17 protein-coding genes are annotated in these 19,442 nt (G+C 75.6%); 10 read left to right on the top strand and 7 right to left on the bottom strand.

The genetic code is table 11. The features are described 5' to 3' along the window. Positions 1-58: 58 nt before the first annotated feature. Positions 59-1,081, top strand: coding sequence for a glutamine synthetase (gene glnII, locus AC2TEW_RS34955; protein ID WP_484627164.1), 1,023 nt, complete (start codon positions 59-61; stop codon positions 1,079-1,081). Here glnII and AC2TEW_RS34950 read toward each other — a convergent pair. Beyond that, the gene (locus AC2TEW_RS34950; RefSeq protein WP_484627282.1) at positions 976-2,277 is read right to left on the bottom strand and encodes an MFS transporter; all 1,302 of its coding nucleotides are present in this window, start codon (positions 2,275-2,277) and stop codon (positions 976-978) included. The two genes, glnII and AC2TEW_RS34950, sit on opposite strands and share 106 nt — an antisense overlap. 70 nt (positions 2,278-2,347) lie before the next feature. On the opposite strand from AC2TEW_RS34950, the gene AC2TEW_RS34945 reads away from it, so the two are divergent. The 4 genes from AC2TEW_RS34945 (at position 2,348) to AC2TEW_RS34930 (ending at position 5,954) form a co-directional block, all read left to right on the top strand. After that, on the top strand, positions 2,348-3,310 hold the full coding sequence (locus tag AC2TEW_RS34945; protein WP_484627162.1) for an ArsR/SmtB family transcription factor: 963 nt from the start codon (positions 2,348-2,350) through the stop codon (positions 3,308-3,310). A 24-nt stretch (positions 3,311-3,334) separates the two neighbouring features. Continuing rightward, positions 3,335-4,468, top strand: coding sequence for a M48 family metallopeptidase (locus AC2TEW_RS34940; RefSeq protein WP_484627161.1), 1,134 nt, complete (start codon positions 3,335-3,337; stop codon positions 4,466-4,468). Positions 4,469-4,536: 68 nt separating this feature from the next. Beyond that, positions 4,537-5,124 (top strand): HAD domain-containing protein, encoded by a 588-nt coding sequence (locus AC2TEW_RS34935; RefSeq protein ID WP_484627160.1) that lies wholly within the window; start codon positions 4,537-4,539, stop codon positions 5,122-5,124. After that, a complete protein-coding gene (locus AC2TEW_RS34930; RefSeq protein WP_484627159.1) occupies positions 5,121-5,954 on the top strand; it encodes an MOSC domain-containing protein in 834 nt (277 codons plus the stop codon). The genes AC2TEW_RS34935 and AC2TEW_RS34930 overlap by 4 nt, the downstream gene beginning before the upstream one ends. 67 nt (positions 5,955-6,021) lie before the next feature. Here the strand turns inward: AC2TEW_RS34930 and cobC are convergent, their stop codons facing one another. Beyond that, positions 6,022-7,440 carry an Rv2231c family histidinol phosphate aminotransferase CobC gene (gene cobC / locus AC2TEW_RS34925; protein WP_484627158.1) on the bottom strand — a complete coding sequence of 473 codons (1,419 nt, stop codon included), beginning with the start codon at positions 7,438-7,440 and terminating at the stop codon, positions 6,022-6,024. Positions 7,441-7,705: 265 nt separating this feature from the next. On the opposite strand from cobC, the gene AC2TEW_RS34920 reads away from it, so the two are divergent. From AC2TEW_RS34920 to AC2TEW_RS34905, 4 genes are all read left to right on the top strand, one after another. Further along, positions 7,706-8,596: an alkaline phosphatase family protein gene (locus AC2TEW_RS34920; protein WP_484627157.1), complete on the top strand. Its 891-nt coding sequence runs from the start codon at positions 7,706-7,708 to the stop codon at positions 8,594-8,596. A gap of 5 nt (positions 8,597-8,601) precedes the next feature. Then, entirely contained in the window at positions 8,602-10,026 is a 1,425-nt protein-coding gene (locus AC2TEW_RS34915) for an MFS transporter (protein ID WP_484627156.1), read from the top strand. Then, positions 10,023-11,048: a TolB family protein gene (locus tag AC2TEW_RS34910; protein ID WP_484627155.1), complete on the top strand. Its 1,026-nt coding sequence runs from the start codon at positions 10,023-10,025 to the stop codon at positions 11,046-11,048. The genes AC2TEW_RS34915 and AC2TEW_RS34910 overlap by 4 nt, the downstream gene beginning before the upstream one ends. 237 nt (positions 11,049-11,285) lie before the next feature. Beyond that, positions 11,286-11,543: a hypothetical protein gene (locus tag AC2TEW_RS34905; protein ID WP_484627154.1), complete on the top strand. Its 258-nt coding sequence runs from the start codon at positions 11,286-11,288 to the stop codon at positions 11,541-11,543. Positions 11,544-11,584: 41 nt separating this feature from the next. On the opposite strand, the gene AC2TEW_RS34900 is transcribed toward AC2TEW_RS34905, so the two are convergent. Beyond that, positions 11,585-12,055: an OsmC family protein gene (locus AC2TEW_RS34900; RefSeq protein WP_484627153.1), complete on the bottom strand. Its 471-nt coding sequence runs from the start codon at positions 12,053-12,055 to the stop codon at positions 11,585-11,587. A gap of 88 nt (positions 12,056-12,143) precedes the next feature. Between AC2TEW_RS34900 and AC2TEW_RS34895 the strand changes: the two genes are divergently transcribed. Next, positions 12,144-13,517: a DUF4190 domain-containing protein gene (locus AC2TEW_RS34895; RefSeq protein WP_484627152.1), complete on the top strand. Its 1,374-nt coding sequence runs from the start codon at positions 12,144-12,146 to the stop codon at positions 13,515-13,517. Between the two features lie 67 nt (positions 13,518-13,584). Here AC2TEW_RS34895 and AC2TEW_RS34890 read toward each other — a convergent pair whose 3' ends face one another. From AC2TEW_RS34890 to AC2TEW_RS34875, 4 genes are all read right to left on the bottom strand, one after another. Continuing rightward, positions 13,585-14,940, bottom strand: coding sequence for a cobyrinic acid a,c-diamide synthase CobB (locus tag AC2TEW_RS34890; protein WP_484627151.1), 1,356 nt, complete (start codon positions 14,938-14,940; stop codon positions 13,585-13,587). A gap of 4 nt (positions 14,941-14,944) precedes the next feature. Continuing rightward, on the bottom strand, positions 14,945-15,550 hold the full coding sequence (gene cobO / locus AC2TEW_RS34885; RefSeq protein WP_484627150.1) for a cob(I)yrinic acid a,c-diamide adenosyltransferase: 606 nt from the start codon (positions 15,548-15,550) through the stop codon (positions 14,945-14,947). A gap of 4 nt (positions 15,551-15,554) precedes the next feature. Beyond that, positions 15,555-17,639: a putative cobaltochelatase gene (locus AC2TEW_RS34880; RefSeq protein WP_484627149.1), complete on the bottom strand. Its 2,085-nt coding sequence runs from the start codon at positions 17,637-17,639 to the stop codon at positions 15,555-15,557. A gap of 81 nt (positions 17,640-17,720) precedes the next feature. Then, positions 17,721-19,247 (bottom strand): cobyric acid synthase, encoded by a 1,527-nt coding sequence (locus AC2TEW_RS34875; RefSeq protein WP_484627148.1) that lies wholly within the window; start codon positions 19,245-19,247, stop codon positions 17,721-17,723. Positions 19,248-19,442: the final 195 nt, after the last annotated feature.

Below are 19,442 nucleotides of genomic sequence, written 5' to 3'. Positions count from 1 at the left end.
AACGGCGGCTTGCGACGCTACGCGGGCACCCACCACCCAAGCAGTGAGGTTCACCGCAATGGCAATCAAGGCCGAGTACATCTGGATCGACGGCACGCAGCCGACCGCCAAGCTCCGTTCCAAGACTCGCATCCTGGCCAACGCGGACAAGCTGCCGACCTGGGGCTTCGACGGCTCCTCGACCAACCAGGCCGAGGGCCACGCCTCGGACCGGGTGCTCGAGCCGGTCGCCTCCTTCCCGGACCCGATCCGCGGCGGTGACAACATCCTGGTGCTGTGCGAGGTCAACGAGACCGACGGCACCCCGCACGTCTCCAACACCCGCGCCCTGCTGCGCCCGATCGCCGAGCAGTTCGCCGCCCAGGAGTCGATCTTCGGCATCGAGCAGGAGTACACCTTCTTCAAGGGCTCGCGCCCGCTCGGCTTCCCCGAGGGCGGCTTCCCGGCCCCGCAGGGCGGCTACTACTGCGGCGTCGGCGCCGAGGAGGTCTTCGGCCGCGAGATCGTCGAGCTGCACCTCGACCGCTGCATCGAGGCCGGCCTGGCCATCTGCGGCATCAACGCCGAGGTCATGCCCGGCCAGTGGGAGTTCCAGATCGGCCCGGTCGACGCGCTGACCGTCTCCGACCACCTGTGGGTCGCCCGCTACCTGCTCTACCGCACCGCCGAGGAGTTCGGCATCGACGCCACCCTGGACGCCAAGCCCGTGCGCGGCGACTGGAACGGCGCCGGCGCCCACACCAACTTCTCCACCAAGGCCATGCGTGAGGGCTACGACGCCATCATCACCGCCTGCGAGTCGCTCGGCGCCTCCCAGGAGAAGGTCCTGGAGCACGTCAAGCAGTACGGCTTCGGCATCGAGTCCCGCCTGACCGGCCTGCACGAGACCGCCCCGTGGAACGTCTACTCCTACGGCGTCTCCGACCGCGGTGCCTCGGTCCGCATCCCGTGGCAGGTCGAGGTCGAGCAGAAGGGCTACATCGAGGACCGCCGCCCGAACGCCAACGTCGACCCGTACGTGGTGACCCGCCTGCTGGTCAACACCTGCTGCTCCGCCCTGGAGAAGGCCGGCCAGGTCTGATCCGAGGCCCCGGCGCCCGACGCGCCCCACCACAGCACCGCCGGGCCCAGGCCCGCGTACACCGCGGCCCCGCCGCCGAGCGCGGCGAACCGGGCCAGCCCGCGGGACCAGCTGAGCGCCCCCTGGAAGCGGCCCTGCGCGCCCGCCGGGGCGAGGTCCGCCGCGATCGAGGTGACGATGCCGCCGACGCACACCTCGGCCGCACTCCACACCACCACGGTCAGCGCGAACTCCCAGGTGCTGTCCGCCAGTCCGGTCAGGCCGACGCCCACCGCCGCCAGCACCGAGGCGGCCGACCACACCCGCAGCCGGTCGAAGCGCGCCAGCCAGACCGCGGCGAACGGCTGCAGGGTGACCACCAGCAGCGCGTTCACCACCGCCGCCAGCCCGAAGGTGGCGGCCGGCAGCCCGTGGTCCCGGATCGCCAGCGGCAGGGTGAACTCGGTCTGCGCGTAGACCGCCTCCGCCACCGCGCTCAGCGAGATCAGCAGCAGCATCGGCCGGTCCCGCAGCACCACCCGGTAGCCGCCGTCGCCCGAGCGGCTCCGCAGCGGGCCGGCCGCCCCGCGCGGCAGCCGGGCGGCGACCAGCGCCGCGAACCCCAGGCAGGTCAGCGCGTCCAGCGCGAACAGCAGGCCGTAGCCGTGCACCACCAGGAAGCCGCCGAGCGCGCCCGCCACGGCCGTACCCACGTTGATCGCCCAGTGCAGCAGCCCGTAGGCGACCTGGCGGCGGGCCGGTGCCACCGCGCCGGCGATCACCGCGCCGGCCGCCGGCGGGTACACCGAGTTCGCCGCGCCGAGCAGCGCCGCCGCCGCGGTGAGCGTGGTCAGGCCCGGGGCGGCGAACAGCAGCCCTTGGCCGGCCGCCGTGGCCAGCAGCCCGGAGAGCAGCGTCGGCCGGGTGCCGAAGCGGTCGGACAGCAGCCCGCCCAGCACCGGCCCGACCAGCCCGCCGGCCCCGAGGGCCGCCAGCACCCACGGGATGCGGTCGGTGGGGACGCCGCGCGAGCCGAGGAAGAACACCAGGAACGGGAGCACCAGGTTCCCGACCCGGTTCATCGCGGTACCGCCGATCACCACCCAGAACGGCCCGTCGAAGCCGCCGAAGCGTCCGGCGAGCAGGGTGCGGACCCGACGGGCGGCGGGTGGTGCTGCCGGGGCGGGAGGGGGAGAATGCAGGGTCGGCGAGGTCATGGGGGAATCCTGCGCCCGTGCTCCGCGTCGCTGCCATTCATTCGGTCAGGGCTGAATCCTGGGGGTACGCGTGCTCGAACTGGCCTTCTCCGCCCGGGACCTGGCCCGCACCAGACTGGCCGTCTCACCGCTCTGGGAGGTGGTCACCAGCCTCCGGGCGCTGCGGTCGGAGCGGATCCGCCCGCTGCACCTGCGGTGGGCGGCCCGGACCCGGCCGCAACTGCCCGACCTGGCCCTGCTGACCGCGCTGGTCCCCGCGCACGGCTACATCCCGGACTTCCTCAACCCGCCGCCGGCCTCCGCCACGCCGTCCTTCGAGGCCGAACTCGCCGCGCTGGCCCGGACCGGCTCCGTACGGATCCGGGCCGACCTCGGCCGGCTGACCCGCTGGACGCCGGAGGTCGAGGCCTTCGCCGCCGACCCGGCCGCCGGGCTGATCCGGCTCGCCGACGAGCTGACCCGCTACTGGGAGCTCGCCCTGGCGCCGTACTGGCCGCGGCTGCGGGCCGTCCTGGAGGCCGATGTGCTGCACCAGTCGCGGCGGTTCGCGGCCGAGGGCGCGGCCGCGGTGCTGCGCGAACTCAACCCGCACGTGGAGTGGGGCGAGGAGGTGCTCACCATCCCGAAGTCGCTCTGCGGCACCTCCGGCAGTCTGGCCGGGCGGGGGCTGCTGCTGGTGCCGTCCGCGTTCGTCGGCCCGTCCGTGCTGATCGTCAACTCCCCGCCCGAGCCGGTGCAGATGTGCTACCCGACCCGCGGCGTCGGCACGCTCTGGGAACAGGCCCCCGCCCAGGTGCCGGACGCCGTCGCCGCGGTGCTCGGCAGGTCCCGCGCCCTGCTGCTGACCGAACTCGCCGAACCCGCCTCCACCACCGAACTGGCCCGCCGCACCGGCCTGTCCGCCGCCGGGGTCTCCCAGCACCTGACCGTGCTGCGGGCGGCCGGCATCGTCACCTCGCACCGGGCCGGCCGCTCGGTGCTCTACCGGCGGACGGCGGTCGCCGACACCCTGCTGGCCGCCGCGGCCGGCTGACCCGGCCTTCTCTAGGGTGGCCCCATGGACGACTTCACGCCCGAACAGGTGGCCAGGGGCCGCGCCCTGCGGCGGGCCCAGGTGCCGTGGCTGCTCGGCGGGCGGCTGGCCGGGCTGCTGCTCTCCCTGGTGCTCGGGCTGACCGCGGCCGGGGCCGGCCTGGTGACCGCGGCCGGCGGCCTGTTCGGCGGCTCGCGGACCGCCGAGGTGCTGGCCGGCGCCGCCGTGCTGGTGCTGCTCGGGCAGCTGGTCGCGCTGCCCGCCGCCGCCCGGGTCCGGACGGTGCGCGCCCGCTTCGGGCTGGTCACCCAGGGCTGGGGCGGCTGGGCGGTGGACCGGCTGCGCGGCCTCGGCCTGGCCCTGCTGCTCGGACTCCCGCTCGCCTACGGGCTGTACGCGCTGACCGACCGGTCGCCGGACCGCTGGTGGGTGCCGGCCGCCGGGGCGGCGGCGCTGCTCACGGTGGCGCTGTCGTTCCTGCACCCGCTGGTGTTCGAGCCGCTGTTCAACCGGTTCACCCCGATGCCGCCCGGCCCGCTGCGCGACGCCCTGCTGGGCCTCGCCGAGCAGGACGGCGTCCGGGTCCGCGAGGTGCTGGTGGCCGACGCCTCCCGCCGTACCACCGCGCTCAACGCCTACGTCTCCGGGTTCGGCGCCACCCGGCGGATCGTCGCGTACGACACGCTGCTGACGGCCGCCGAACCGCGGGAGGTGGAGCTGGTGGTCGCCCACGAGCTCGGCCACGTCAAGCACCGCGACGTGGCCACCGGCACCGTGCTCGGTGCGCTGGGCGCTGCGCTGGCGGTGGTGGTGATCGGCCTGCTGACCGGGTGGCGGCCGCTGCTCGACGCGGCCGGGGCGAGCGGCCCGGCCGATCCGCGGTCGCTGCCGCTGATGGCCGCCGTCGCGGCGCTGACCGGTGCCCTGAGCGGTCCGGCGCAGTGCGCGGTGAGCCGCCGCATCGAGGCCAGGGCCGACCTGCACGCGCTCGAACTGACCGCGGACCCGGAGCAGTTCATCGCGATGCAGCGCCGGCTGGCGGTCACCAACAGCTCCGACGTCGACCCGCCCCGGCTGCTGGAACTGCTCTTCGCCACCCACCCCGCCGCGGTCCGGCGGATCGCCGCGGCCCGGACCTGGCAGCGGGCGCGGGCCTGAAACCCGTTGGCGCGGCCGCCGGGTGTGCCGGAGAATCCGGGCACAGCCACGAGGGGGTCGGTACCGCCATGCCATCCGCACCGCAGCCCGGGCCCGGCCCGCGGCCGCTGCTGCTGCTCGACGTCGACGGGCCGCTGAACCCGTACACGGCGAAGCCGCACCGCCGCCCCGCGGGCTACCTCACCCACCGGGTCAGGCCCGCCTCCTGGATCGCCCGGCAGACCGACCGTGCACCCGGGTCCGCCAAGCCGCTGCGGGTGTGGCTGCACCCGGAGCACGGCCCGGCGCTGCTGGCGCTGCCGTACGACCTGGTCTGGGCGACCACCTGGAAGGGCGAGGCCGGCGAGCACCTCGCGCCGCTCCTCGGCCTGCCCGAACTCCCGTACATCGACTGGCCGTCCATGCACCACGGCGACCCGGACGACCTGCACTGGAAGACCCGCCACCTGGTCGCCTGGGCGGCGGGCCGGCCGTTCGCCTGGGTGGACGACGAGCTGACCCCGCGGGACACCGCGTGGATCGCCGCCCACCACCCCGCCCCGGCGCTGACCCTGCTCGTCGACCACCGGACCGGGCTGCGGCCGGCCGACTTCGCGCTGCTCGCCGACTGGGCGGGCACCCTCGCCGGGGCCGGCGCCCCCGGGGCCGACGGGTGAGCCCGGGCACCGTCCGGTCCCTGCACCGCTACCCGGTCAAGTCGATGCTGGGCGAGGAGATCCCCGAGGGCCTGGTCACCGAGCGCGGCCTGGCCGGGGACCGGACGCTCGCCCTGCTGGACGCCGCCACCGGCCGGATCGCCAGCGCCAAGCAGCCGCGGCTGTGGCAGCGGCTGCTGGCCCACGCGGCCGTGCACACCGGTACGGGGGTACGGATCCACGGCCCCGACGGTCAGGTCCTGGACGGGGACGACCCGAAGACCGGCCGCGTGCTGTCGGAGCGGCTGGGCCGCCCGGTGGCGCTGATCGGCCACCGTCCGCCGGGCGCCGTCCTGGAGCGGGCCGTGCCCGAGGAGGTGCTGCGGCTCGGCGCCGACGCCGAGGTGGACCACACCGTCCACGCGTTCGCCTCCGCCGCGCCGCCCGGTACCTTCTTCGACCACGCCCCGCTGCACCTGCTGACCACCGCGACGCTGGACGGGATCGCCCGGCTCGCCCCGCGCGGCACCGTCGAGGCCGCCCGCTACCGGCCCAACCTGGTGATCGACACCGGCCCCGCCGAGGGCTTCCTGGAGAACTCCTGGGTCGGCCGGTGCCTGCGGATCGGCCCGCGGCTGCGGGTCCGGGTGCTGCTGGCGACCCCGCGCTGCGCGGTGCCCACCCTCGCGCACGGCGCCCTGCCGCGCGACCCCGACGCCCTGCGGGTCCCCGCCCGGCACAACCGGATCGAGCCGCTGGCCGGGCTCGGCCCGCTGCCGTGCGCCGGGGTGTACGCCGAGGTGCTGCGGCCGGGGCCGGTCGGCCGGGGGGACGCGGTCAGGTTCGACTGACCCGGCCCGCGGCCTGCCGGGTCGGTGCCCGTCCGGCCCGCGGCCCGTCCGGTCGGTGCCCGTCCGGTCAGGGCCCGGCCACGGCGCGGGTCAGGGCCGCCAGGAACCGGTCGGTGGTGGCCGGGTCGCGGACCGCGATCCGCAGCCAGTCGGGCCCGAGCCCGGGGAAGGTGTCGCCGCGGCGGACGGCGAACCCGTCGGCCCGCAGCCGTTCCCGGACGGCGGCCGCGCCGTCCAGCTCGACCAGGACGAACGAGGCGGCCGGCGCGCCGTGCACCCGGACCCCCGGCATCGACGCCAGGCCGCGCAGCAGGTGGTCGCGGTGGGCGGCGGTGGTGACCGCGGCCCGGTCCGCCTCGGCCAGCGCGGCGGGTGCGCTGCAGATCTCGGCGGCGGCCAGCGCGGGCGAGGAGACCGGCCACAGCGGCTGGGCGGCGGCGAGTTCGGCGATCAGCCCGGCCGGGCCGAGCACGTAGCCGATCCGCAGCCCCGCCAGGCCCCAGGTCTTGGTGAGGCTGCGCAGGACCACCACCTGCCCGGGCAGTTCGCGCACCGCCGCCAGCGACTCCCGCTCGCCCGGGTCGGTGTCCATGAAGGCCTCGTCGACCACCAGGGTCCGCCCGGGCCCGGCCAGCGCGGTCAGCGCGGCGGCCGGGTGCAGCACGGAGGTGGGGTTGGTCGGGTTGCCGACCACCACCAGGTCGGCCTGCTCGGGGACGGCGCCGGGCCGCAGCCGGAAGCCGTCCGCGGCGGTGAGCAGCGCCCGGTGCACGGTGTGCCCGGCGTCCCGCAGGGCGGCCTCGGGCTCGGTGAACTGCGGGTGCACCACGACGGCGTGACGCGGCGCCAGGACCCGGGCCAGCAGCACGAAGGCCTCGGCGGCGCCGGCGGTCAGCAGGACCTCCTCGACCGGCCGGCCGTGCCGGGCGGCCACGGCGGCGCGCGCGGCCCGCTGGTCGGGGTAGGCGGCGAGGGCGCCGAGGGTGCCGGCGAGGTGCTCGCGCAGCCACCTCGGCGGGGTGCCGGTACGGACGTTGACGGCCAGGTCGACCAGCCCGGGGGTGCGGACCTCGGCGTCGCCGTGGTGCCGCAGGTCGGGTTCGGCCGGCCCGCCGGGCGCGGCGAGGGCGGCTGTGGCCAGCGCCGATCTGCGCTTGGTGACCAGCAGGGTGCCGCCGGAGCCGAGCAGCGCCGCGGCCTCCGCGACGCCCGGGGTGCCGACGGCGGCCAGCGCGGCGGCGGACGGGTGCGGTACCGGCACCCGGGCCAGCTCCTCGGCGGGGTGGCCGGTCAGCGGCACGCCGAGTTCGGCGGCGGCGGCGGCGAGGCCGGGCTCGGCGGTGCGCGCGTCGAGGGTGGCGAGCCGGACGATCTCGTGCCGGGCGCGGCCGGCCTCGGCGAGCACCGAGTCGACCAGGGCGAGCACCTCCGCGGAGCTGACGCCGCGGCGGGCGCCGAGGCCGACGGTCAGTGAGGGTCCCTCCACCGGGTCCGCCCTTCTCGAAAACGCCTGGTCATCGGCGTCGAAATCCCACCACGGGGGTGACGGGCGGGTCAATCGGCGGGCCTGTGAGTTTCGCCGCGCCCCGGGGGTGGCCGGCTGGCCGGATCTGCCCCGTGCACGACAAGTGGGTGGGGAGCGTTCGCCTGTTCTTCATGTCCGGGGCGCGGCCGAGTCCACCGGCTCCCCCCTAGGGTTGCGGCGCTCCAAATCCGCTCGCACGCCCGTCACTTCTGTCCGGAGGACAGTCATGACCGCCGACCAGGCGCCCAAGCGCAACCGCCGCTCCCTCACCGCGCTGGCCGGGGCCGTCGCCCTCGCCGCCACCTCCGCCGGCCTGTGGGCCGCCACCGGCTCGACCGCGCAGGCCGCGGCCCTGCCCGCCCCCGACCACGTGGTCGTCGTGGTGATGGAGAACCACGCCTACACCCAGGTGATCGGCAGCTCCAGCGCCCCCTACCTGAACAACACCCTGAAGGCCGGCGGCGCCAGCCTCACCCAGTCCTACGGCCTCACCCACCCCAGTGAGCCCAACTACTACATGCTGTTCTCGGGCTCCAACCAGGGCCGCACCGACGACGGCTGCGTCGGCGTCGGCTCGATCTCGGCGCCCAACCTGGCCTCCGAGCTGATCGCCGCGGGCAAGACCTGGGCCAGCTACAACGAGACCCTGCCCAGCCAGGGCTCGACCGTCTGCAGCAGCGGCAAGTACGCGCAGAAGCACAACCCGTGGTTCGGCTTCTCCAACGTGCCGACCAACACCGCCAAGACCATGACGCAGTTCCCCACCGACTACACCACGCTGCCCAAGGTGTCCTTCGTGGTGCCGAACCTGTGCAGCGACATGCACGACTGCTCGGTCTCCACCGGCGACACCTGGATCAAGAACAACCTGGGCGCGTACGCCACCTGGGCCCAGACCCACAACAGCATCCTGGTCGTCACCTTCGACGAGGACAACAAGCTGTCCGGCAACCGCATCCCGACCGTCCTGTACGGCCAGCACGTCACCCCGGGCAGCTCCAGCAGCACCACCTACAACCACTACAACGTGCTGCGCACCCTGGAGGACCTGGCCGGCCTGTCCGCGCACGCGGGCAACGCCGCCTCCGCCTCCGACCTCACCGGCATCTGGAACTGACACCCGTGTACCTCGCGGACTCGCGCAGCGCCAAGCCGGCCCACGCCCCGGGCAGCAGCCCGGGGCGTGGGCCCCGGCCGCCCGGCCCGCCGCCGGGCCGCCGGACGCCCGCCGTGCCCGGCACGGTGGTCGCCCTCGGTGCGGTCAGCCTGATCACCGACATCTCCTCGGAGATGGTCACCGCCGTGCTGCCGCTGTACGTGGTGGCGACGCTCGGCCTGTCCCCGCTCGGCTTCGGCCTGCTGGACGGCATCAACAACGGTGTCGGAGCGGTCGTCCGCCTGGCCGGCGGGCACCTCGCCGACCGCGGCGGCCGCCGCCACAAGATGGTGGCCGCCGCCGGCTACGGGCTGTCCGCGCTCTGCAAACCCCTGCTGCTGCTCGCCCACAGCCTGCCGCTGATCGGCGCGGTGCTGGCCGTCGACCGCACCGGCAAGGGCCTGCGGACCGCCCCCCGGGACGCGATGATCTCGCTGGCCACCCGGCCCGAGCACCGCGGCCGCGCCTTCGGCGTGCACCGTGCCATGGACACCACCGGCGCCCTGATCGGCCCGCTCGCCGCCTTCGCGGTGCTGCGGTTCGCGGGCGGCCCGATGTCCGCCGAGAGCGGTGAACGCAGCGGCTACGGCGCGGTGTTCGCGGTCAGCGGCTGCGTCGCGGCGCTCGGCGTGCTGGTCCTGGTGCTGTTCGTGCCGCCGCGGATCGCCCGTCCGGTCGGCGACGGCGCCGAGGACCCGGCCCAGCGCCCGGACCCGGGCCCGCAGCCGCCCCCCACCCTGCGCGACTCGCTCGCCCTGCTGCGCCGCCCGCAGCTGCGCCGGCTCACCGTGTGCGCGGTCCTGCTGGGCCTGACCACCGTCAGCGACTCCTTCCTGTACCTGCTGCTCCAGCGCGAACTGCACCTGTCCACCGCGCTGTTCCCGCTGCTGCCGCTCGGGACCGCCGCGACCTTCCTGCTGCTGGCGGTGCCGCTGGGGGCGCTGGCCGACCGGATCGGCCGCCGCCGGCTGTTCCTGGCCGGGCACGGCGTCCTGCTGCTCGGCTACGCGCTGATCCTCTCGCCCGTGCGCGGGGCGCCGCTGCTGCCCGTGGTCCTGCTGCTGCACGGCACCTTCTACGCGGCCACCGACGGGGTGCTCGCCGCCGCCACCGCCAACGCGGTACCCGACGGCCGGCAGGGCGCCGGGCAGGCCCTGGTGGGCACCGGGCAGGCGCTCGCCCGGTTCGCCTGCTCGCTGGCGTTCGGCGCCGCCTGGAGCCTGTGGGGCGGGCGGACCGCGCTGGCGGTCACCGCCGCCGCGCTGGCCGTCGCCGCGGTCGCCGCGACGGCCGTCCTGCGCACCACCGACGACCCGCCGGGCGAGGACCGCCCGACCGATGAGCGTCCGACCGACGGCCGCCCGACCGACGACCTGGAGCAGCCCGGATGACCCGTACCACCCGTCTGGTGATCCTGCTGGTCGCCGTCCTGCTGCTGGGCGCGACCGGGACCGGGGCCGTGCTGTACGCCGCCGACCGTTCCGACCGGCGCGGCCAGGAGCAGGCCGGTGGCCCGCCGGTGCACACCGGCACCGTCGCGCTGCGGCCCGCGGCGGGCGGCCGGCAGCTGCTGGTCCGCAACCTCGCCTGGGGTCCGCACCGCGACGAGCTCGCCACGGTGCCGGCGGACCGGCCGGACGGGCCGCGCACCGTCTCGGGCGTCAAGTGCCTGCGCTTCCACGCTGCCGCGGGCACCGGGATCTGCCTGCAGGCCGAGCACGGCGCGCTGGAGGACACCTACCGGGCCGTGGTCCTCGATGCCGACCTGCACGAGCTGCGGCACTTCCCGGCGGCCGGCATCCCCACCCGGGCCCGGGTCTCGCCCTCCGGCCACCTGGCCGCCTGGACGGTCTTCGTCAGCGGCGACTCGTACGCGGGCACCGACTTCTCCACCCGCACCGCGATCGTGGACACCCGCAGCTGGGCGCTGGAGGACAACCTGGAGACCTTCGCCGTGGTCAAGGACGGCAAGCCCTACCGGGCCAGTGACGTCAACATCTGGGGCGTCACCTTCGCCGACGACGACCGCTTCTACGCCACCCTGGCCACCGGCGGCCAGACCTACCTGGTCCAGGGCGACCTCGCCGCCCGTACCCTCACCACCCTGCACCAGAACGTCGAGTGCCCCTCGCTGTCGCCCGACGGCACCCGCGTCGCCTACAAGAAGCGGGTCGCGGGCGCCTCGCCGGACGCCCCCTGGCGGCTGTACGTGCTCGACCTCGCCACCATGACCGAGACCGCCACCGCCGAGCAGCGCAACATCGACGACCAGGCCCTGTGGGCGGACGGCCGCACCCTGGTCTACGCCCTCCCCGGCGACTACGGCTCCGACCTGTGGACGGTCCCCGCCGACGGCACCGGCGCGGCCGTCCGGCTGATGACCTCGGCCGTCGCCCCGGCGTACCTCGGCTGAGCGGGCCGGGCCGCCGCCGGGCCCGTCCCGGCCGGGATGCCGCGGGCCGCGGCCGGTGCAAGGCTGGAAGCGTGCACGTGCGGGGAGCCGTGCCGACGCTCCCGGCGCCGTGCGCCGAACCATCCTCGGGGAAACGGCCGTCACCGGGCCGCGGGCTGCGGCTCCCGTGCCATGCCGGGGTGCGGGGCGAGTGCCGGGACGGCCGCCACCATCCGGCGTGCAGTGGAGGCGGACACCATGACCGGGACCAAGGTGCTGAGCGCCTGCGACACCCTGAAGCGGCTGGCCAAGGAGGGCAGGCGGGAGATCGCCGCCGAGGAGCGCCAGTTGGACGGACTGCGCGACGAACTCGCCGTCCTGGAAGGCTCACCGGGGACCACCCCGGCCCAGCTCGCCCTGCTCCGGCAGCGGATCGCCGAACTGGAGTCCCGGCTGGAGACGGACCGGATCCAGCAGGGCGCCCTGGAGGAGGAGATCCAGGCTTCCTGCGGGTGACCCCCTGCCGGGCGGTCAGGGGGTCCGCCCGGCCCACGCGGTCAGGGGCGGACCGTGACCACCGGTTCGTGCCGGACCGGGAAGTTGACCGAGTTGGCGATGAAGCAGGCCCGGTGGGCGTCGTCGTGCAGGGCGAGCGCCCGTTCCGCCATCCCCGCCTCGGCCACCTCGATCCGGGGCCGCAGCACCGCGCCGGTGTAGTGCCCGCCCTCGGCGGTCTCGGCCATCGTGCCCTCGGCCCGGTCCAGGTACGAGGTGACCACCACGCCGCCGGCCGAGCACAGGTGCAGGTACCAGAGCATGTGGCACTGCGAGAGCGAGGCGAGCAGCAGCTGTTCGGGGTTCCACCGGGCCGGGTCGCCGCGGAACGCCGGGTCCGAGCTGCCGGGGATGGACGGTGGTCCGTCTGCGGAGACCTCGTGTGACCGCTGGTAGGCGCGGTAGCCGCTGGTCCCGGTACCGAGGTCGCCGGTCCAGGTCACCGTGGTGGTGTAGGTGTGCAGTCGGCTCACCGGAGCCCCCGTCCGATCGGGCGGGGGCTCGACGGGCGCCCCGCGACGCGGCCATTGAAGCACCTGTCCGCACCGCCGCCCCAATGCGGTGGTTCTGTGGACGACCCGTCCGCTATATTCGCGCAGCCGTCGAACACGTCTGCTCGGCGGCCGTCCTGCGCCTGAAGGGGAATGCGCCATTCCGTCCGACCAGAACCAGCCGAGCGGGGCCGACGCCACCGAGGCGCCCGGCGACCCGCTCCTCAAGGCGTTCGCGCCGCCGACGGACGCCCCGGCCGAACCCCAGCCGCCGGGCGGGCAGCCGACGGACCAGCAGCCGGCGGACCCCTACGGACCCCACCCGTACGGACCGTACCCCCAGGGTCCGTACGCCCAGGGTCCGTACGCCCAGCAGTACCCCGGCTATCCCGCGTGGGGCGGCTGGACCGGGCCGCCGCCGCTCACCGGGTGGAACGGCTTCGCCATCACCTCGCTGGTGCTCGGCATCGTGGGATTCGGCTGCCTGCTGTGGGTGGGGGCGATCGCGTTCGGCATCGCCGCGCTGAAGGCGCCGCGCCGTCAGCAGCGCGGCCGGGGCATGGCCGTGGCGGGCATCGTGCTGGGCAGCCTGTGGGGCGTGGTGGTCGCGCTGCTGGTGGTCATCGGGGTGGTCTACGGGAACGACGGCGCCGACCGCGACGAGGACGGCCGGATCAACGGCTCCGGCACCGTGCAGGTGGTCGACCTGCGGCCCGGCGACTGCTACCTGCGGCCGGACCGCCTGGACCAGGCCACCGAGGTGACCGCGGTGCCGTGCTCGACCGCCCACTACGGCGAGGTGTTCGGCGTCTCCGAACTGCCCGGCGGCAGCTACCCGGGCGAGACCGAGATCGAGGACCGGGCGGAGAAGCTCTGCGACGAGCAGCGCGGCCGGTACACGATGGACACCCTCGCCGTCCCGTCCTCCGCCGACGTGTACTACTACTACCCGCGCAAGACGTCCTGGGACTGGGCCGACGACCACGCGGTGACCTGCGTCTACACCTTCCCGAAGGGGAACCGCACCGGTTCGCTGCGCCGCGACCCGACCAACCTGACCGCGGACCAGATCGCCTACCTGAAGGCCGTGGCCCCGTTCAACGCCGCCACCGACGGCGGCCCGGACGAGGAGGAGGTGGCCGACGACCCGGCCGCCTACCGGGCCTGGGCCGGCCGGCTGGCCGACGCGGCCGACACCGAGGCGGCCGCGCTCGAGGCGGGCCACTGGGCTCCCGCCGCCAAGCAGCCGGTGGCCGATCTGGCCGCCGGGATCCGGCGGGAGAGCACCCACCTGCGGGCCGCGGCGAACTCCTCCGACCCGGACGTCATCGAACGCGAGCTGGACGCCGCCGACGTCCCCGGCGTCTCGCGCGCCGCGATGGCCGTCCGCACCGCGCTCGACCTGGCCACCGTCCAGGGCGGCGCGGACACCCGCACGGTCTGACCGCACGACGGCGCCCGGCCGCCTGCCCCCTCGGGGAGCGGAGCGGCCGGGCGCCGTCGTTCCCGGCTCAGCCGCCCGCGGCCACCCGCACCAGCCGCTCGGCCAGTTGCGGTGCGCCCGCCCAGTGCAGATGCAGGTACGAGGCGTGCACCGAGCCGTGCACGAAGCCCTCGGTGCGCGGGCCGGCCGGGGTGCGCCAGCCCCAGGCGGGCTGCTCGCCGGCGCCCGGTTCGCAGACCGTGCGGTGGAACTCGTGGCCCCGCACCCGGGTGCCGGCGGCGGCGAGCGGACTGTCACCGAGGGCGACGGCCTCCCGGTAGCCGAGGGTCAGCCGTTCGGTCATCCGGGCGCTGGTGTCCAGCAGGCCGCACATCGGCCTGCCGTCCAACTCCCGTCCCAGGTACAGGAGTCCGGCGCACTCGGCGACCACCGGCCCGCCCGTGGCGGCGAACGCGGCGATGGCCGAGCGCAGCGGCGCGTTCTCGCTCAGCCCGCCGACGTACAGCTCGGGGAACCCGCCGCCGATCACCAACCCGGCCGTCTCCGCCGGCAGTTCGCCGTCGTGCAGCGGGTCGAGAGCGACCACCTCGGCGCCGGCCGCGGTCAGCAGCTCGGAGTTCTCCGCGTACGAGAACGAGAACGCGGCGCCGCCCGCGACCGCGATCCGCGGCCGGCCCGGAACGGCCGCGACCTCCTGCGCCGGGTCCCAGGGCACGTCGGACAGCGGGGGCGCGGTCCGGGCCAGCGCCAGGACGGCGTCCAGGTCGACCGAGCGGCCGATCAGCTCACCCATGTCGGCCACCGCCCGCAGGGCCTCGGCCGAGCGTTCCACCGCCGGGATCAGCCCCAGGTGCCGGGACGGCGTGGCGACCGTAGCCGCCCGCCGCACCGAGCCGAGCACCGGAACGCCCGACCCCTCCTCCAGCGCCTCGCGCAGCAGCTGTTCGTGCCGGTCGGAGGCGACCCGGTTGAGGATCACCCCCGCCAGCCGGACCTCCGGGTCCCAGGAGGCGAAGCCGTGCACCAGCGCCGCCACCGACCGGGACTGCGAGGAGGCGTCCACCACCAGCACCACCGGCGCCCGCAGCAGTTTGGCGACGTGCGCGGTGGAGGCCAGTTCGCCCTGCCCGGCGGCGCCGTCGAACAGCCCCATCACGCCCTCGACCACCGCGACGTCCGCCCCGGCCGCACCGTGCAGGAACAGCGGCGCGATCCGCTGCGGTCCGCACATGTACGCGTCCAGGTTGCGTCCCGGGCGCCCGGCGGCCAGCGCGTGGTAGCCCGGGTCGATGTAGTCCGGGCCGACCTTGTGCGGGGAGACGGCCAGGCCCCTGGCGCGCAGCGCGGCCATCAGCCCGGTGGCGACGGTGGTCTTGCCCGCGCCCGAGGAGGGCGCGGCGACGACGAGACGGGGGATGTTCAACGGCCTACCACTCGATCCCGCGCTGGCCCTTGCGGCCGGCGTCCATGGGGTGCTTGACCTTGGTCATCTCGGTGACCAGGTCGGCGAGGTCGGTCAGCGGCTGCTTGGCGTACCGGCCGGTGATCACCACGTGCTGGCTGCCCGGACGGTCCTTCAGCACGGCCACCACCTCGTCCACGTCGACCCAGCCCCAGTGCATCGGGTAGGTGAACTCGTCCAGCACGTAGAACCGGTAGGTCTCGGCGGCGAGGTCGCGCTTGACCTGCTCCCAGCCCTCCTTGGCGGCCTCCTCGCTGGACTGCTCCATCTCGGCCGACCGCTGGACCCAGGACCAGCCCTCGCCCATCTTGTGCCAGTCCACCGTGCCGCCCTGGCCGGAGGCGCCGAGCACGCGCAGCGCGTTCTCCTCGCCGACCTTCCACTTGGCGGACTTCACGAACTGGAACACCCCGATCGGCCAGCCCTGGTTCCAGGCCCGCAGGGCCATGCCGAAGGCGGCGGTGGACTTGCCCTTGCCGGGGCCGGTGTGCACGGCGGTGATCGGCAGGGTGCGGCGCTGGCGGGTGGTCAGGCCGTCGTCGGGAACGGTCTCGGGCTTTCCCTGGGGCATCGGGTCACGCGGCCTTTCGGTCGTGGTGGTCGGCGGAGCGGTGGGCCTGGACCAGGGCGGCGACGCCCTCGGCCCGCAGTTCGTCCAAGGTGACGGCGGTGCCGCCCAGCTGGGCGGCCAGGGTGTGCGCCAGACCGAGCCGGACCGGGCCCGACTCGCAGTCCAGCACCACCGCGGCCGCGCCCTGGGCGGCCAGCAGGCCGGCGGCCCGGCCGGCCAGCGCCAGCGCGTCCCGGCCGCCGGTGGCCCGGCCGTCGGTGACCACCACCAACAGCGGGCGGCGCTGCGGGTCGCGCATCCGCTCCACCCGCAGCACCTCGTGGGCGCGCAGCAGCCCGGCGGCGAGCGGGGTGCGGCCGCCGGTCGGCAGCTGCTCCAGCCGGGCCGCGCCGACCTCCACCGAGGAGGTCGGCGGCAGCACCAGCTCGGCGGCCGCGCCACGGAAGGTGATCATGCCGATCTTGTCCCGCCGCTGGTAGGCGTCCATCAGCAGGGAGAGCACGGCGCCCTTGACGGCGGTCATCCGCTGCCGGGCCGCCATCGACCCGGAGGCGTCCACCACGAACAGCACCAGGTTGGACTCCCGGCCGCGGCGCACCTGCTCCCGGAAGTCGTCCTTGTGCAGCACCAGCGCCCGGGACGCCCGGCCGCGCGCCGCCTGGTGCGGCGCGGCGGCCTGCAGGGTCGCGGCCAGGTGCAGCCGGCTGAGCCGGCCCTGCGGGCGGCGGGCCCGGATGGTGTGCCCGCTGTCGGTCTCGGCGGGGGAGCGGCGCCCCTGGGCACCCCGGCCGGTCCCCGGCACCTTGAACAGCCTGGTCCGGTAGGGCTCGCCGGCGGCCACCGGGGTGGACTCCCGGCCGCCGCCCGCGGGCGCCTGCGGGGGCGGCACCGGGCCGGCCGGCTCGTCCGCGGGCCCGGAGGCGGCGCTGCCGTCCTGCGGCGGGCCGGCGGGCTCGGGCAGCCCGCCGCCGTCCGGACCGCCGCCGTCGGGGCCGTCACCGTCACCGTCGCCGTCCGGGCCGCCGTCCGGCGCCGGGCCCTGCGGGTCCTCGGGCTGTTCCGGCTCCTCGGGCTGTTCGGCGTGGTCCGCCAGGGTGCGGTCCAGCTGCTCCTCGTCCAGCCCGGGCGCGTCGAACGGGTTGCGCCGGCGCCGGTGCGGCAGGGCCAGCTGCGCGGCCTTGCGGACGTCCTCCTCCCGGACCTCGGTCCGGCCGTCCCAGGCGGCCAGCGCGACGGCGGTGCGCGCCATCACGATGTCCGCCCGCAGGCCGTCCACCTCGAAGGCGGCGCAGACCGCGGTGATCTGACGCAGCGCCGCATCGCCCAGCTCCACCTCGGGCAGCAGCGCGCGGGCGGCGGAGATCCGTCCGGCCAGCTCCCGCTCCTCGTCCGCGAACCGGACGGCGAAGGCCGCCGGATCGGCGTCGTACGCGAGCCGCCGCCGCACCACCTCGGCCCGCTCGGCCGCGTCCCGGGTGGCGGCGATCTCCACCGTCAGGCCGAACCGGTCGAGCAGCTGCGGACGCAGCTCGCCCTCCTCCGGGTTCATCGTCCCGACCAGCAGGAACCGTGCGGCGTGCCGGACCGACACGCCCTCCCGCTCGACGTACGAACGGCCCATCGCGGCGGCGTCCAGCAGCAGGTCCACCAGGTGGTCCTGGAGCAGGTTCACCTCGTCGATGTACAGCACCCCGCGGTGCGCCTTGGCCAGCAGCCCGGGCTCGTACGCCTTGACGCCCTCGGCCAGCGCCCGCTCCAGGTCCAGCGAACCGACGATCCGGTCCTCCGAGACGCCGACCGGCAGCTCCACCAGGTGCGCCGGGCGCAGCGCGGTGCCCGGCAGGCCGTGCGGCGCGTCCGGGCACTGCGGGTCCACGGCCGCCGGGTCGCAGGCGAACCGGCAGCCGTCCACGGTCGCGATCGACGGCAGCAGTCCGGCCAGCGCCCGCACCATCGTCGACTTGGCGGTGCCCTTCTCGCCGCGCACCAGCACCCCGCCGACCGCCGGGGAGACGGCGTTGAGCAGCAGCCCGAGCCGCAGGTCGGCCATGCCGACGATCGCGGTGAACGGGTATCGGACGTCACTCATCTCTCGTGCCACTCTCCAGACTTGTCACGGTGCCGCGGTTCAGGGTGCAGAGGTTCAGGGGGAAGCGGTCGACGGCGCGGTTCACGGCGCCCCGGGCGGGACGAACGGCAGGCTGCCCGCGGCGGGCACCCCGTTCTCGATCAGCTTCCACAGCGCGTCGGTGTCGGCATGCTCCTCGATCAGGTCCCCCAGCCGGTCCAGCCGCTCCTCGCGGGCGGCGGCGAACGAGGTGCCAGGCGCGGGAACGAAGGCCCGCCCCGCCAGCGCCGCCACCTCGCGCAGCAGCGCGCGCCGGAACCCGTCGTTCTCCAGCACCCCGTGCCAGGTGGTGCCCCAGACCGGGCCCACCCGGCAGCCGTCCAGCGCCCGCCCGTGCCCGTCGGTGACGAACGCCTCGCCGCCCTCCACCTCGGCCACCCCGTGGTGGATCTCGTACCCCTCGACCGGTTCCCCGAACGCCACGCCGACCGGCCGGGCCAGCACCTTCTCGGCGCCGAACACCACCCGGGCGGGCAGCAGCCCGAGCGCGGCGACCGTACCGGCCCCGGACTCCACCTCGTCGGTGATCTCCCGGGTCAGCATCTGGAACCCGCCGCACACCCCGAGCACCGGCAGCCCGGCCGCGACCCGCGCCCGGACCGGGGCCTCCAGTCCGCGCTCGCGCAGCCACGCCAGGTCGGCGACGGTCGACCGGGTACCGGGCAGCACCACCAGATCGGCGTCGGCCAGCTCCTCCGGCCGGGTCGCCCAGCGCACCAGCACCCCAGGCTCCTGGGCCAGCGCATCCAGGTCGGTGAAGTTCGACAGCCGCGGGAAGCGCAGCACGGCGACCCGCAGCACATCCGCGCCGACCGGCCCGCTCGCCGCGCCCTGCGCCACCACGGTGGTCAGGTCCAGCGAGTCCTCGGCGTCCAGCCACAGCCCGGACAGCATCGGCAGCGTGCCCAGCACCGGACGGCCGGTCAGCTCGCGCAGCATCGCCAGCCCGGGCTCCAGCAGCCGGGCGTCGCCGCGGAACTTGTTGACGAACCAGCCCGCCACGTGCCGCTGGTCCTCGGCGGACAGCAGCGCCAGCGTCCCGTACATCGCCGCGAACACCCCGCCGCGGTCGATGTCCCCGACCACCACGGTCGGCAGCCCGGCGGCGGTGGCCAGGCCCATGTTGGCGATGTCCCGGTCGCGCAGATTGATCTCGGCGGGCGACCCGGCGCCCTCGCACACCACCACCTCGTACCGGCTGCGCAGATCCGCCAGGCACGCCAGCGCCCGTTCCAGCAGGACGGGCTTGCGGTCGCGGTAGTCCAGGGCGCCGACCTCGGCGACGGCCCGGCCGAGCAGCACGACCTGGCTACGGCCGTTGGCCCCGGGCTTGAGCAGCACGGGGTTCATCGCCGCCTCCGGCTCCACCCGGGCGGCGGCCGCCTGCATCGCCTGGGCCCGGCCGATCTCGGCACCGTCGGCGGTCACGAACGAGTTCAGCGACATGTTCTGCGCCTTGAACGGAGCCACCCGCACCCCCTGCCGGGCCAGCCACCGGCAGATTCCCGCCGTCACCACACTCTTCCCGGCATCCGACGTCGTCCCGGCCACCAGCAGCGCCTCAGCCACGCCCACACCACTCCTCGGTCGACATCGGATCCCCGACCCGCCCACCGGCGGTACGGGGGTGCGCCTCTTCGGGGGCGCGGGGAACTGCGCGCTGCGGGAGGTGCGGCGCGGTGCTCTGTGTCCTCGTGTCCTGGAGGTGCGCGTTTTCGGGGGCGCGGGGAACTGCGCGCTGCGGGAGGTGCGGCGCGGTGCCTT

It is taken from the genome of Kitasatospora sp. NEAU-CNBT7, from assembly GCF_057220535.1.
The sequence above is the reverse complement of the archived record's forward strand: the minus strand, read 5'-3'. Positions and strand labels throughout refer to the sequence as shown.

Coding starts and splice junctions, on each gene's coding strand:
- AC2TEW_RS34910 (WP_484627155.1), top strand. CDS start 10,023: ATGACCCGTACCACCCGTCTGGTGATCCTGCTGGTCGCCGTCCTGCTG.
- AC2TEW_RS34950 (WP_484627282.1), bottom strand. CDS start 2,277: ATGACCTCGCCGACCCTGCATTCTCCCCCTCCCGCCCCGGCAGCACCA.
- AC2TEW_RS34940 (WP_484627161.1), top strand. CDS start 3,335: ATGGACGACTTCACGCCCGAACAGGTGGCCAGGGGCCGCGCCCTGCGG.
- cobO (WP_484627150.1), bottom strand. CDS start 15,550: ATGCCCCAGGGAAAGCCCGAGACCGTTCCCGACGACGGCCTGACCACC.
- AC2TEW_RS34935 (WP_484627160.1), top strand. CDS start 4,537: ATGCCATCCGCACCGCAGCCCGGGCCCGGCCCGCGGCCGCTGCTGCTG.
- glnII (WP_484627164.1), top strand. CDS start 59: ATGGCAATCAAGGCCGAGTACATCTGGATCGACGGCACGCAGCCGACC.
- AC2TEW_RS34920 (WP_484627157.1), top strand. CDS start 7,706: ATGACCGCCGACCAGGCGCCCAAGCGCAACCGCCGCTCCCTCACCGCG.
- AC2TEW_RS34880 (WP_484627149.1), bottom strand. CDS start 17,639: ATGAGTGACGTCCGATACCCGTTCACCGCGATCGTCGGCATGGCCGAC.
- AC2TEW_RS34905 (WP_484627154.1), top strand. CDS start 11,286: ATGACCGGGACCAAGGTGCTGAGCGCCTGCGACACCCTGAAGCGGCTG.